Source organism: Haloarcula onubensis (assembly GCF_031624605.1).
Taxonomy (GTDB): Archaea; Halobacteriota; Halobacteria; order Halobacteriales; family Haloarculaceae; genus Haloarcula; species Haloarcula onubensis.
In genome coordinates this window covers 250,117-262,993 of the sequence record NZ_JAMQOS010000005.1, presented here as the reverse complement: position 1 = coordinate 262,993, position 12,877 = coordinate 250,117, and the positions used below count along the sequence as shown (strand labels likewise).

Annotated in this window: 13 protein-coding genes; 4 read left to right on the top strand and 9 right to left on the bottom strand. The window is 69.7% G+C overall.

The window, feature by feature from the left end:
• Positions 1-72: 72 nt before the first annotated feature.
• The gene (locus NDI86_RS15930) at positions 73-198 is read left to right on the top strand and encodes a hypothetical protein (RefSeq protein WP_310901432.1); all 126 of its coding nucleotides are present in this window, start codon (positions 73-75) and stop codon (positions 196-198) included.
• A gap of 9 nt (positions 199-207) precedes the next feature.
• On the opposite strand, the gene NDI86_RS15925 is transcribed toward NDI86_RS15930, so the two are convergent.
• The 9 genes from NDI86_RS15925 to NDI86_RS15885 all read right to left on the bottom strand — a co-directional run bounded on the left by NDI86_RS15925 (position 208) and on the right by NDI86_RS15885 (position 9,024).
• A complete protein-coding gene (locus NDI86_RS15925; RefSeq protein ID WP_310901431.1) occupies positions 208-2,268 on the bottom strand; it encodes a hypothetical protein in 2,061 nt (686 codons plus the stop codon).
• Between the two features lie 166 nt (positions 2,269-2,434).
• Positions 2,435-3,031: a tRNA (pseudouridine(54)-N(1))-methyltransferase TrmY gene (gene trmY / locus NDI86_RS15920; protein WP_310901430.1), complete on the bottom strand. Its 597-nt coding sequence runs from the start codon at positions 3,029-3,031 to the stop codon at positions 2,435-2,437.
• 38 nt (positions 3,032-3,069) lie between these two features.
• The gene (locus NDI86_RS15915; RefSeq protein ID WP_310901429.1) at positions 3,070-3,717 is read right to left on the bottom strand and encodes an ICP22 family protein; all 648 of its coding nucleotides are present in this window, start codon (positions 3,715-3,717) and stop codon (positions 3,070-3,072) included.
• Between the two features lie 80 nt (positions 3,718-3,797).
• Positions 3,798-4,601, bottom strand: coding sequence for an arginase family protein (locus tag NDI86_RS15910; RefSeq protein WP_310901428.1), 804 nt, complete (start codon positions 4,599-4,601; stop codon positions 3,798-3,800).
• Positions 4,601-4,981, bottom strand: a complete 381-nt coding sequence (locus tag NDI86_RS15905) for a translation initiation factor IF-5A (protein ID WP_310901427.1) — start codon at positions 4,979-4,981, stop codon at positions 4,601-4,603. Before NDI86_RS15905 ends, NDI86_RS15910 begins: the two co-directional genes overlap by 1 nt.
• A 145-nt stretch (positions 4,982-5,126) precedes the next feature.
• On the bottom strand, positions 5,127-5,777 hold the full coding sequence (locus NDI86_RS15900; protein ID WP_310901426.1) for a DUF3267 domain-containing protein: 651 nt from the start codon (positions 5,775-5,777) through the stop codon (positions 5,127-5,129).
• A 319-nt stretch (positions 5,778-6,096) separates the two neighbouring features.
• Complete coding sequence (locus NDI86_RS15895) at positions 6,097-7,797, bottom strand: ABC1 kinase family protein (protein WP_310901425.1); 1,701 nt, start codon at positions 7,795-7,797, stop codon at positions 6,097-6,099.
• A gap of 17 nt (positions 7,798-7,814) precedes the next feature.
• Positions 7,815-8,171 carry an Hsp20/alpha crystallin family protein gene (locus NDI86_RS15890; protein ID WP_310901424.1) on the bottom strand — a complete coding sequence of 119 codons (357 nt, stop codon included), beginning with the start codon at positions 8,169-8,171 and terminating at the stop codon, positions 7,815-7,817.
• Between the two features lie 79 nt (positions 8,172-8,250).
• Positions 8,251-9,024, bottom strand: coding sequence for a GIDE domain-containing protein (locus NDI86_RS15885; RefSeq protein ID WP_310901423.1), 774 nt, complete (start codon positions 9,022-9,024; stop codon positions 8,251-8,253).
• 93 nt (positions 9,025-9,117) lie between these two features.
• Here NDI86_RS15885 and NDI86_RS15880 point away from each other — a divergent pair, with 93 nt between their 5' ends.
• The 3 genes from NDI86_RS15880 to NDI86_RS15870 all read left to right on the top strand — a co-directional run bounded on the left by NDI86_RS15880 (position 9,118) and on the right by NDI86_RS15870 (position 12,874).
• Positions 9,118-10,047 (top strand): molybdopterin-binding protein, encoded by a 930-nt coding sequence (locus NDI86_RS15880; RefSeq protein ID WP_310901422.1) that lies wholly within the window; start codon positions 9,118-9,120, stop codon positions 10,045-10,047.
• 76 nt (positions 10,048-10,123) lie between these two features.
• Positions 10,124-10,900 (top strand): hypothetical protein, encoded by a 777-nt coding sequence (locus NDI86_RS15875; RefSeq protein WP_310901421.1) that lies wholly within the window; start codon positions 10,124-10,126, stop codon positions 10,898-10,900.
• 75 nt (positions 10,901-10,975) lie between these two features.
• A complete protein-coding gene (locus tag NDI86_RS15870; RefSeq protein WP_310901420.1) occupies positions 10,976-12,874 on the top strand; it encodes a serine/threonine protein kinase in 1,899 nt (632 codons plus the stop codon).
• Positions 12,875-12,877 lie beyond the last annotated feature (3 nt).

The following is a 12,877-nucleotide window of genomic DNA, read 5'->3' as shown; positions in this document are numbered from 1 at the left end:
CCGGGACCCCCATACCCGTGACGGTCAACGGGTCCACCGCTTATCTGTTAGCCGCTCGTAAATTCTCCCCGAATGAGAATATCCACGATACTGCTTCTGGTCGGCGCCGGGCTGTTCGTCCTGCCGGTTCCCGGGACGTTCATCGCCGGCGGACTCACGATGGCGGCGGGCGGTCTCGCCCGCTGGCTCAGCGGCTGACGACCCCGCTCAGAGCGACTGGGCCTCGCGGGCCTGGCTGGTCCGGCGCTCCGCCTGGTCGAGACGTTTTCGGGCGGCGGTCGACAGCGGCTCCGAGAGGGCGTCGCTGGCCTCGTCGAGTCTGGTCCGGACCCGCTCCAGGCGGCTCGCGACGAGTTCGAGCTGTCGGTCCGTGGTGGCGCGGTTGCCCGTTCGGGCTTCCTCGGCGGCCCGGTCAGCGGCGCCGACCACCGCGCCGAGCGCCTGCGTCAGGCCGTCGACGGAGTTCTCCCGACCAGTCGCGTCCTCGGCGGCCTCCGAGTCGGCCACCTGGTCGCGCGTCTCCGCGGCGATGTCGGCCAGAAACGTCGCCAGCGAGGCCTTGCCGGTGTCTGGCGAGTCGATGCTGACACGCCCCGACGCGGTCGGGTCGGGGTTGACGCGGACGGCGCCGACCTCGTCGGCCGCGTCCCGGACTTCGGCCGTGTACGCGCCGCCTTCGTGGACGTACACGGCGTCGGGACCGTCCAGGGGCGCGTCGTACAGCCGGCCACCGAAGTCGTCTTCGACGGCGAAGGCGGTCAGGTCGCTGTCCGCGTCGCCCGGGTCGACCTCGATTTTCCGCGCGCGGTCGCGGGCGACCATCGGTATCTCGCCGGCGACGCCGGCGACGGTCGGCCCGTCGCCGTCGGCGACCGACACTCCCTCGCTGTGGGGAGCCGCCCCGGCTCGGTTGACGGTCAGTCGGTGGTCGCCCGCGGGCACGTCCGTGACGGCGACGACGCCGCCGAAGGTCGGCACCGCCTCCGGCGCGCTCTCCAGAAGCGCGACCGCTTCGAGTCCCGATTGCTGGGTCGTAACGCCGTCCCCGTCGGGCGCGTCGGGGTCCGGGACGGCCGCCGAGACGGTCGCCACGACGGTGTTGACCGGGGCCGCCTCGCCGATGGCGTCGTAGCGGTCGGCGAGGGTGTCGCGGTGGTTCGGCTCGGTGATATCCGCCGCCGGGTTCGCGTAGCGGGGCTGGCCCCACGGCGCACCGGTCGTCGAGATGTGGCCCGAAACCGCGTCCTCGGCCGCCTCCGGGACGGCGAACTCGAAGCTAAGCTGTGGCCCGGTGAAGTCGGTGATATGCTCGATGTCCGTGGTCGGCACCAGGTCGTAGCCGATATCGGCGTCGCCGCTCTCGCGCGCCGCGTGGTCGAACACCAGCCCGGTCTCCCGGGCCGGCAGGTCGGTCGCCGAACCGGCGAACGCCTCGAACGAGCGCACGACCAGGTCGTCGGGGACGAAGTCGGCGCGCTCGACGGTCGGGAGGTCGGGGTGGTCGTACAGCGGCGCGTCCTCGTACTCCGGTAAGAGATACGGGAGCCGCGAGCCCTCGTCGCGGGGCAGCCCGTAGGCCAGCGGGATGGCGGCGACGTCCCCGAGAGACTCGACGGCGCGGTTCGTGATATCGGCGAAGGTGTTCCCCTCGGGGAGGCGCTGGAACCGGTCGGCCTCGTCGTTGAGCGACAGCGCGCTGGAGTGTGAGCCCAGTTCCGCCAGGATTCGGGGCCGCGTCTCCGGGTCGGGGTCGAGGAACTCGTTGTTCGGGACCCGCCGGGAGTGGGAACTCGCGACGTACAGTTGGGGGCTGTCGTCGGCCGTGTCGACGAAGACGTGGAGCACCTCCCAGTCGTGCCAGTGGAAGTTCGTCGTGAACTGGTCGAAGACGGAGTAGAACCAGAACTGGACGACCGCGAGCGGCGACTCGCGGTACTCGACGGCGTTGTAGAACACCGTCGGGTCCGGGGGCAGGTCACCGGTGAAGCGGTCGTGGTAGCCGTCGAGAGCGTCAAAGCCCGTGACGACGGTCTCGCCGTCCCGCTGGCTCGTGTAGGGCCGCGGGTCCGTGGGAAACCACTGCTCGCGCTCGTCGAAGTAGAGAGTGGGGGCGAACTGCGCGGCGAGCCGTCGGGCCCGCTCCGGACCGACCGCCGTCGGCGTCCCGTCCGCGCCCGGCGAGAACAGCGGACAGCCGGCGAGCGTCGCCGCCCCGGCGCCGGCGGCCGTCCCGAGCAGCCGCCGACGGGTCAGCGTCGGGTCGACCACGCCTCAGCGACACCTCCGACCCAGACACGCGGTCGAGGAGGCTGGACGACCGCCAGCGGCGTTCGATTGCATTCCCGTCACCCCACACCGCCACGGAACAAAGCTGTTCTGGCGGCCACTCGGCACCGAACTGGTCGTCGCACGGACGACTGGCGCGACCAGCGCATCAGTACCGCTCGAACCCGTCGGTGTCGAGGTAGTTGTGCGCGACCGTGATAGCGTGGTCGGCGTGGAGCGGCTGTGGCCCCAGCGAGAGGCGCGCTTTGGCGTGGGACTCGATGCGGGCCGTCTCCTCGTCGCCGAAGTCGCGGTGGTCCGAGAGCACGAACACGGGGTCGGTCGGCGGGTCGACGTCGACGACGGGGTCGCCGTCCTCGTGGAGCTGGACGACGGCGCCGTCACTGGCAACGTCGTCGATGGTCGCCGCGAACCCACGCCGGGTGAGCGAGACGCCGGGGGAGGTCTCGACCGGGACGTGACCGATGGCCTCCTCACGCTCTTCGAGGGCGTTCCGAACGAGCGCGGCCGTCGAGCGCTCGTCGGGGTTGAGTCGACGGAGGTCGCTCCCGTCGAAGGTGACGGTGTACGTGTCGGCGAGTACGAGGTGGACGCGAACGTCCTCGCGGATGGCGTGCGAGAGGAAGAAGGCGCTCGTGACACACCGACACAGCACGTCCAGGCGGCCGGCGGCCCCGGCGAGGTCGTCGAGCGAGAACTCGGCTGTAGTGGGCGCGTCGTGGCCGATGACGACGAACTGGCGCATACCCCAGCCAGTGGCCCGGCCGGGTTAGCCCTGTCGAACTACTCCGGCGCGACGAACTGGCCGTTCTCGACGGCGATGAGGTCCCGCTCGACGGCGGCGTCGACGACGGCGTCGAACTCCTCGGGCGCGATGTCGTAGGCGCTCGTCGCGACCTCGCGTATCTCACCGCGGTCGACCGGGAACGGGCGGTTCTGGAGCAGTCGCATCACCTTGTTGTACTCCAGTCTCGTCATGGTCGGTTTCGCCTCGGCGGCCTCCTCGCCGAGGTCGGTCGACACCTCCCCCGCCTCTGGCTCGCCCTCCGAAGGCGTCCGCAGGTCGGAGGTCTCCCCGGGGTCGGGAGAGGCGCCCGCGTCCGCCGCCGGGTGGCCCTCCCAGGGCGTCCGGAGGTCCGATGTCTCCCCGGGGTCGTCCGGCGCGTCGCTGTCCCCCGCGTCCGTCTCCTCGGCCTCGAACTCGAACGCCGACGCGTCGGCCGACTCCCCGGCGTCCGTCCCGGACCCCGGCCCGTCCGTCGCCGCCACCACCGTCTCGATGACGCCGCCGAGCTTCCGCCGACAGGTCGGACAGAGCACGACCGTCGGCCCCTCGTCGCCCGACTGGAGCTCCTTCGGGACGACTGGGTACTCGGAGAGCGAGACGTCGAGGGCACCGCCACAGAAGTAACACGAGGACAGTCGGTCCATAGGTGCGCAAGTCGCTCGGCGAATATAAATCCCGGCGAGCAGCGGGGGCTCCGGGCAGGGAGGCCCGGACGGGACCGAAACTAGCCGTCGGCGTGCGCGAAGACGAACGCTCGCAGCAGCTTCGCCGCGAGCGTCGCGGCCTGCCCGTCGTCGCGGTCGTTGACCTCCACCACGTCGAAGCCGACCGCGTGGGGCGCGACGGCGCGGACCACGTCGCGGAGCGCTCGTGGCTGGAGACCGAACGGTTCGGGCGTACCCGTGCCGGGCGCGAAGCCGGGGTCAGCGGCGTCGATGTCCACGGAACAGTAGACCCGCTCGCCGTCGAAGTCGGGCCGCCAGTCGGCCACGTCCTCGGGCGAGACGACGGTGACGTCGCCCTCGCTCGCCCGCTCCCACTCGCGCTCGCTGCCGGTGCGGGCGCCCAGTACGACCGCGCGGTCGGCGACCGACAGCGCGTGGTGGGTCACGGTCGCGTGCGAGAACTCGTCGCCGGCGTAGGCCTCCCGCAAGTCGAGATGAGCGTCCGCACAGACGTACACGTCGGGGTCCAGCGCCCGGACGGCCGCGACGGTGACGGTGTGCTCGCCGCCGACCAGCAGCGGGACGGCGCCGTCCCCGTCGAACTCGCTGATGGCGCTCTCCAGGAAGGTGAGGTACTCGGCGGTGTCGGCCGTGGGGCCGACGTCGCCGTGGTCGTACACACCGAGGTCGGTAAAGTGTCGCCCGGTGTGGTGGTCGAAGTCGTCGAACTGCTGGCCGAAGTCGCGAACGCGGCGCGGGCCAAAGCGGGCGCCCGGACGGAACGAGGTCGAGGCGTCCAGTGGCGCCCCCACGAGGGCGTAGGCCGCCGTCTCGCGGTCGGCGACCGCGCCGGGAAACGTCATTACGAGCGGGTGATCTTGCGCTGCTCCTCGTATTCGAGGTACTCGATTTCGTCGTCGGGTTCGAGCGTCACGTCGTCGGGCATCAGCATGGTGAACGTCTCGTACGTTTCGAGGTCCATCACCTGGGCGTCGCCGCCGTCGGTCGAGACGACCTGTCCCTGCTTCCGGTCGATGATGGGGACCCATATCTTCGCGTCGACGGGCTGGGAGAGCGAGCGCTTCTTGCTGTCGAAGACGCCGCGGGCGTCGATGCGGGCCTTCGCGCTGCCGTGCTTGCCCGGCTTGGCCGTGCTGTAGGAGTCTATCTTACACGGTGTGTCGTCTATCATCACGTAGCTGCCCTCGTCGAGTTCACGAACCTCCGTCTGCTGTCGAGCCATACCGCCGTGTTGCCGGTGTTGTAGTATAAACGGTTTGGAATCGGGGGCGTCGAGTCGACGGCCCGAGCGACTACTGCGACCGGGCCGTCTGCGCGGTGCTGAACACGCTCGGGGGAGAGGGACTCGCCGTCGAGCGGGGTGGGCGTCAGCGCGGTTCGAAGACGTACGAGTGGCGGACGTCGCTGTCGTACAGCAGCGTCCCCTCGGGTTTTCCGAGCAGATACGCCACGACGTAGAGGTCACCGACGGCCCCGACGGCGTTGACGACCAGCACCTGAAAGACGAAGAACGCGACGAACGGCACCGGGACGGCCAGCAGGGGCACCCCGACGGCGGAGATGGCGACGAGCGGCGCGAGCGCGACCGGGAAGACGTGTTCGCGGGCGACGAACTGGTGGAACGGCGTCGCGTAGAACGCGCCTATCTGTGGCATCGCGCCGTAGGAGACGCGGTAGCCGTACCGACCGAAGACGAGGCCGTGGACGAACTCGTGGACGACGACGGTCACGCCCAGCGCGAGCAGCGTCACGCCGACGATGAGCGGCCAGCGGAAGACGAAAGTCAGTCCGGTCGGGCGCTCGGAGACGACGGCGAGCGACTCGAACACGGTCGGCCCCTGTACGGTCCAGAGCACGCCGCCAAAGAGGAGGGTGGCGACCGGGAACAGGAGGACGCTGCCGACCACGAGCAGCCAGAGCGGATACTCGAACTCGGTCGGGTCGCCGTAGCCGTCGGGCGTCGCGGGGGTCAGCGTCTCGGTCGGGGCGTGGTCGCTGTCGGGGAGGTCCGCGGCCATAGAATCGACTCGCACGACCGACATTTCAGGGTGTGGGCGTCTGAAACACGGCTATCCGTCGAAGCGGGGGCGACCCCGCAGCCGTCGCCGTGACTACGCGACCGCGGTTCTCCGGGCCGACCGCGTGGTCGAACTACCCCGAGCCGACAGCGCCCGACGGCCGAAAAATGGCTGCGTGTCGACTACTCGCCCTGCTGGACTTCGTATATCTCGTCGGCTGTGAGGCCGTGGGCGTGTTCGTGGACTCTCTCCCCGGCCTCCTTGTTCGGTCCCCCGAAGAGACAGTTCTCGGCAGGAACGCCCGCCGACGGGGCGCTGCTCAGCCGTCCTCGCCCTCGTCGGGCAGTCCCATCGCCCCGACGTTGCCGCCGTCGCGTTCGCGCATGCTCTGGCGGGTAAACTGCGGCTTGGCCCGGACGCCTCTGCGCGACCGGAACGACCACCACAGCGAGAGGCCGAGCGCGAGGACGGCCAGACCGGCGATACCCGCCACGAGCAGACCGGCCTCGGCGTAGAGAAACGCCGTCGAGAACAGCGTGCTGGCGAGCATCATCCCGAGGATGAGCCGCTTTGTCATCGTCGCCAGCAGCCTGTCGGAGTCCTCGATGTCGGCGCGGACGGTCAGTTCCTCGCGGTCGACCCTGTCGAGGACGGATTCGAGTTTGGGCGGAATCCGGACCGCCGACTGCGCGGCGTCTTGCACCTCGGTGGCGCGGTCCTCGACGTAGTTCTTGACGCCGGCGGTGATATAGCCCTCCTCGCGCAGAAAGCCCGTCGCGACGGAGATGAAGTCGAAATCGGGGTCGAGCGTCACGCAGACCCCCTCGACGACCGTCGCGACACGGAGGACGAGCGCCAGATTGGCCGGGAGTCGAAGGGGGAACTCGTAGATGGTGTCCTCGACCTGCTGGACGATTTGCTGGACGCGGTACTGCTCGATGTCCTCGCCGCGAGCGTCGGCGATGGCGAGTTCCATCACGTCGCCCATCACCTGCCGGTCCGCTTCCGGACTCAGGGTCCCCATCTCGATGAGCGCGTCGAGGATGGCCTGGATGTTCTGGTCGGCGACGGCGGCGTAGAAGTCGACTATCTTCTCCTGGACGAACGGGTCTACCCGGCCGGACATCCCGAAGTCGTAGAAGACGAGCTTGCCGTCCGCCTGGACGGCGAGGTTGCCAGGGTGGGGGTCGGCGTGGAAGACGCCGTCGTCGATTATCATCTGGAGGTACGCCTCCTGTAAGGTCTCGGCGAGTTCGGTCCGGTCGAACCCCCGCTCGTCGAGGTCGTCGATGTCGTTTATCTTCGTGCCGGGAACGTACTCCATCGTCAGCACCCGTCGAGTGGAGTGGCTCTCCATCACGGCGGGAATCCGGACGCGGTCGTTGTCGGCGAAGTTGCCCCGAATCTCGCGGAGCATCTCGGCCTCGCGCTCGTAGTCCATCTCCTCGCGGATGGTCTTGGCGAACTCGTCGGCCAGCGTCTCCAGCGAGAACGACCGGGCGTCGTCGATGAAGTACATCAGAACCGGCAGCGACCAGCGGATGACCCGCAGGTCGGCCTCGACCAGGTCCTCGATGTCCGGCCGTCGAATCTTCACGGCCACGTCCTGCCCGTCGACCCGGGCCTGGTACACCTGTCCCAGCGACGCCCCGCTGATGGCCTCGGTGTCGAACTCGGCGAACCGCTCGTCGACGGGGCCGAGTTCGTCTTCGAGGACGACTTTCGCCCGCTCCCAGTCGGCCGGGGGCACCCGGTCCTGGAGCGCCGCGAACTCGTCGATGTACTCCGGCGGGAGCACGTCCGGCCGCGTCGACAGCAACTGGCCGAGCTTGATGAACGTCGGCCCCAGCGTCAACAGCGAGTCGAGCAGCGACTGGGCCCGCTCGCGGCGCTGCTCGCTCGTGACCCGCCGGGGCGACCCGAACAGGAGGAACCGTTTCCTGTCGCGGGCGTACGCGAACAACAGGGGGAGGAACTGCCGGGCGACGACGAGGAACCGCCAGTACGCGCGGAGATTCACCAACAGGGCACCCCGTCTCAGGCCTCGTCGATGGGGATAGTCGTACTGGGCGCGGCGCTGGCCTTCGGAACCTCCAGTTCGAGGACACCCCGAGAGACGGTTCCCTCGGCGCCCTGCCCGGTGGCGTCCGGCGGCAGCGGCAACTCGACGTCGAGGAACACGGACCGGTCCTCGCGGACGAACCGGAACTCCCGAGGCACGTCCTTGCTGCGCTGGCCCTCGATGACGAGCCGACCCGCCTCGACCGTCACGTCGAGGGTGTCGGCGGTCACGCCCGGCAAGTCCAGCACGAGCAGGTAGCCCTCCTCGGATTCGAGCACGTCCGCGAACACGGCGTCGGGAAGCGACCCCAACGCCTCACGCAGCGCTGACATGGGCGCGCCTAGGGGCGGAGTCGGTGTAAACCCGGCGGTTTCGGCAGGTTCGACCCGTGACAGCGATGCGCACGCGGACCTACAACAGGACGCTCACGGCGACGGCCGCCACGACCCCGACGAAGACGAGGCCCAGCCCGGCCCGCCAGAGCCCACCACGGGCGATACGCCACGCCGTCCCGCGCTCGTCCGTGTCCGAGATGACGAACACCGGCGCCGCGTCGCCGTCGGCGACGAGCGCGTCCACGAGGTCGCTCCCCCACTCGACCGACCGGCCCGACGTGGCCTGCCCGTAGACGTACACCGTCTCGCCGACGTCGAGTCGGCGCTCGGTGAACCGCTGCCTGTTGCCCACGTTGAACTGCGTTATCCTGAGGTCGATGACCCGGTCCTGCGGGTCGACGGCGTCGGTGGCGGCGACGTACCGAGCCAGTCGCTCGGGCAGTTCCGTCCCCGGCGGGACCGTCACCGAGTGCGACTGGAAGTGGATGTCCGCGCCGTCCGGGTCGACCTCCACCCGCCCGGTACCGTCGTCGACGACGAAGTCCACGCCGCCCATCCCCGTGTCCAGCGTCTTCCAGGACTGGTTCTTTCCGCTGGAACGTAGTTCCTCGACCTCGTAGGTGTAGGCCAGACAGCGCGAGCCGGTGAAGGGGGCCTCGACGGTGCCGGCGTCGCCTTCGACGGCCCGACCCTCTATCTCGACGGGGCCGCGGTGGCCGTGGAGGTCACGCACCGCCAGGGGGTCGTTCCGGAGGATGTGGTAGACGGTCCGGAGGCGGCTGCCGCCGGTGTAACAGAAGTAGCCGCCGACGGCGAGCGCGCCGAGGGCGACGAGCTGCGGGAGGACCATACGTGCACTCGCGGCGGGCCCGGTGAAAAGAATTACCGACATGTGAGCTCCCGCGACGCGGACGCTTTTGCCCGACCAGCCCCAACGGCGGGTATGGCCGGGGCCTCGCCGACCGACGTGGAGGAGTGTACACTGGAGACCGCCCGCCGCCAGCTCGGGAGCTACGCGGCGCCGGTCGACCGGACCGACCGCATCCCGCTGTCCGTGGCCGTCGGGCGGGTGCTCGCGACGGGCGCGACGGCCAACGACCGGATTCCGGGCGCCGACCTGGGGGTCGACGACATCGTCTTCGAACGAGGCCACCAGCTTCGCCCCGCCGACGTGGGGCTGCTGAAAGCCGCGGGCGTCAACGAGGTACTCGCGCGCCAGCGGCCACAGGTCGGTATCGTCCCGACAGGCGACGACGTCGTCGAGTACGACGCCGGTTCCGACGAGCGCGTCGAGACGGCCGGGTTCACGCTCGCCCAGTACGCCGACCGGTGGGGCGGGAAAGTGACCTACCGGACGCCCGTGACCGACGACGCCCCCGCCCTGCGGATGGCCCTCCAGCGCGACCTGACGCGTGACATGGAGGTGATAACGGGGACCGAGCCGGGTGATACGGTCCGCGAGGTGGTCCGTGAGCTCGGTGACGTCGTGGCCGACCGCGTCGCCATCAGTCCGGGCGGCGAGACGGGCCTGGCGGTAATCCGGGACCGGCCCGTGTTACTGCTGCCGGAGTCGCCCGTCGACGCCCGCGTGGGGGCGGTCCAGTTGCTCCGGCCGCTGCTGAAGGGCTTTGGCGACGCGCCGCTGACGCCCCATCCGAGTCGTGAGGCGACCCTCGACGCGGCCATCGACATCGACCCGGCGGTGCGCTCGTTCGTCCCTGTCGCCCTCGAGGGCGAGACCGGGACGCCGCTGTCGGGGACGGACCTGGCGACGGCGACGCGAGCCGACGGCTGGGTGACGGTGGCTGCCGGCGAGGACGGCCCTGGCGCCGGCGACGCCGTCTACGTCGAGGACTGGGACTATCTGCCGTAGCGCGTGTCGCCGTCCCGATACGTGTCCGTCGAACAGAAAGAACAGCTAAATGTACGGCATCGAAACCGCCTGTAGTATGCGTTATCTCACAACGGCGCTCGTCGTGCTCACAGTCGTGGTCGCCGGCTGTAACAGCGCGGGTATCGGCGGGACACCGACGGCGGCGGTAAACGGGACCGAAACTGGTACCGCGGCCGACGGGCCGACCCGGGCCAGTGTCGACGCCTCGGCGGTCCCGGGCGCCGACGGGAGTACCGTGACGGACAACACGGCCTTGCTGCGGGCCTACTACGAAGCGATTCAGACCGGCCCCACCGAGTACGAGACGACCTACGAACGCGACGGCACCGAACGTCTCGGCTTCGAGTTCCGAAACGACACGCGACAGCAGCGATACGTCTTGCGCACGTCGACTCGCCAGAACACCATCTACGTCGACGGCGATACCGGCGCCTTGCGAAACGAGACCTCGGGCGAGATTATCTACAGCAACGAAACGAACGCCATCGCAGATGCCGGGGACTACCTGCGGCCCACCTACACCCAGTTTACCCTCAACTTCATCTTCCCAGGTGAGTGGGAAGCGACGGACACCACGACCGTCCACGGCGAGGAACACTACGTCCTGGAAGCGACCGGCCTCAACGAGAGCCGGGTGGCGGTACTGCCGGTGTCGGCCGAGAGCGTCTCCTCGATGGACGGTCGCCTCGTCGTGGGCGCTGACGGGGTCGTCCACTCCGGGAACGTCACGCTGCACGGTGAGACGGATATCACGCTCACCTACGCGACACGGACGGACGACGGAATCGACGTCACCGCGCCGGACTGGTACGACGAGTCACAGGCGAGCTAACCCGGGGACGTTCGGATTCGACGACGACCCGCCTGCCGACAGGGTTTTACTGGTGGTTACACACCCTTCGAGGGAATGAGTGGGCCAGCAGAGCGATTCGAGGCGGAGACGACCGAGTTCGAGGAGGTCGAACTCGTCACCGCGGGCGAGTGCGTCCACGAGTACGCCGGGTTCCTCGTCGAGACGATGCAGCGAGTCCGCGTCCGGACGCTGGCTCCCGAACTGGCCGATGTCGACACGGCGGCCGAGGCCTTTACCGCCGTGAGCGACCAGTGGTACAACGCCAGCGCGAACGCGAACATCCGTGCGGTGGCCGACCGGGGGACCGACCCCCGGCCCTGGATTGCGGTTCCCGAGACGGACGGGACCACGCTCGCGGCCGCACAGTCGACGCTCTCGCCCGACGCCGTCGAGACGGTCCTCACCGACACCGCCGACGCGCTCCGGACGCTCGGGCTGTACAACACCGTCCACGGCTACCTCTCCCCCGCGGATATCACGCTGACGGGGCTCGACGACGCGACAGCGGAGCCGTCGGTGCAGGTCGGCGGGTTCGGGCTCGAACAGGCCGTCCGGACCGCGGTCGACGAGGTCGAACCGACGCCCTACACCGCCCCGGAGCTGCTGGACCGCGACGGGCAACCGAACCAGCGGACGGACGTCTACGGCCTCGGCGCCGTCGCCTACTTCGCCCTGACCGGGCGGCCGCCGGTCGACGGCGCCGACCTGGCGGCGGCGATTCGCGACGGGGTCCAGATGCCGCCCAGCGAGCACGAAGACGGGATTTCGTCGGCCCTCGACGACGTGGTGCTGCGGGCGCTCTCGACGGACCCCGCCGACCGCCAGGACTCGCCGTACGCGTTCCACCGCGCGTTCGTGGCCGCCTTCTCGCCCGACCAGCTCGGCGCGCCCGAGCCGGCTTCCGAGACACCCGTCGACGCCGAGACGTCCGACGCGGCGGGTGACACAGACACCGACCCCGAGGCGGGGTCCCCGGCCCCCGGCGAGCCCGCCGACGGACCCGACGCCACGGAGACGGACCGCAGCGGCACGTCCAGGCGAGTCATCGGGCTGCTCGCTCTCGTCGCCGTCGGCGGCGTCGTAGTGATGGGCGCGCTCGGAAGTGGGATAGTCCCGCTCGATTCCGGCGGACCGTCGACCGATCTGGTCGGAGAACCCGACGCCCAGGAGCGCCCCGACGCGACGGCCGAGCCGACGCCAGCCCGGAACGGCGGTGACGGGACCACCGATGGTGGCGGTGACGGGACCACCGCCGGCGACGGCGACGGCGACACGGCCGCCAGCGTCGACGGGGTGAACAGCGTTCCCGGCGTGTCGGACGGCGAAGTGACGAACACCACGGCCCTGTTGTTGGCCTACTCCGAGGCGGTCTTCACCGGCCACACGGACTTCGAGACGACCTACGACGGGAACCGGCAGGCGTTCCCCGTGGAGCCCGCCGACGTCGAGCAGTTCAGCTTCCGGTTGCGAAACGACACCCAACAGCAACTGTACGTCGAAGACACGACGGAGTCGCTTCGGACCTACTACATCGACGGCGAGCGAGCCGCTATCCTGGACGAGGCCGCCGGGGAGATTCGCTACAGCGACGGGACGAACTCCGTCAGGTCCGACGCGAACTTCGCCCGTGTCTTCCCGGCCCTGACGCTCAACTACATCTCGCTCCTGCGCTGGGAAACCGCGGGCACCGCGACCGTCGACGGCGAGGAACACTACGTCCTCGAAGCGACCGGCGTCAACGAGACGGCCCTGTCGGAGGCGGGGTACACCCCGTCGGCCGACGACGTCACGTCGGGGGAGGGCCGCCTCGTCGTCGGAAGCGACGGTGTCGTCCACGACGGCAGTCTGCGTCTGACGGGCGACACCGAGGTCAGCATCACCTACTCGCTGCGGACGGACGACAGTATCGAGGTGACCCAGCCGGACTGGTACGACGAGTCACAGGCCAGTTGAGCG

Excerpts from the sequence above, each read along its gene's own strand:
- NDI86_RS15885 (WP_310901423.1), bottom strand. The coding sequence starts at position 9,024 with ATGGTCCTCCCGCAGCTCGTCGCCCTCGGCGCGCTCGCCGTCGGCGGC.
- NDI86_RS15930 (WP_310901432.1), top strand. The coding sequence starts at position 73 with ATGAGAATATCCACGATACTGCTTCTGGTCGGCGCCGGGCTGTTCGTC.
- NDI86_RS15915 (WP_310901429.1), bottom strand. The coding sequence starts at position 3,717 with ATGGACCGACTGTCCTCGTGTTACTTCTGTGGCGGTGCCCTCGACGTC.
- NDI86_RS15870 (WP_310901420.1), top strand. The coding sequence starts at position 10,976 with ATGAGTGGGCCAGCAGAGCGATTCGAGGCGGAGACGACCGAGTTCGAG.
- NDI86_RS15890 (WP_310901424.1), bottom strand. The coding sequence starts at position 8,171 with ATGTCAGCGCTGCGTGAGGCGTTGGGGTCGCTTCCCGACGCCGTGTTC.
- trmY (WP_310901430.1), bottom strand. The coding sequence starts at position 3,031 with ATGCGCCAGTTCGTCGTCATCGGCCACGACGCGCCCACTACAGCCGAG.
- NDI86_RS15910 (WP_310901428.1), bottom strand. The coding sequence starts at position 4,601 with ATGACGTTTCCCGGCGCGGTCGCCGACCGCGAGACGGCGGCCTACGCC.
- NDI86_RS15880 (WP_310901422.1), top strand. The coding sequence starts at position 9,118 with ATGGCCGGGGCCTCGCCGACCGACGTGGAGGAGTGTACACTGGAGACC.
- NDI86_RS15900 (WP_310901426.1), bottom strand. The coding sequence starts at position 5,777 with ATGGCCGCGGACCTCCCCGACAGCGACCACGCCCCGACCGAGACGCTG.
- NDI86_RS15905 (WP_310901427.1), bottom strand. The coding sequence starts at position 4,981 with ATGGCTCGACAGCAGACGGAGGTTCGTGAACTCGACGAGGGCAGCTAC.
- NDI86_RS15875 (WP_310901421.1), top strand. The coding sequence starts at position 10,124 with ATGCGTTATCTCACAACGGCGCTCGTCGTGCTCACAGTCGTGGTCGCC.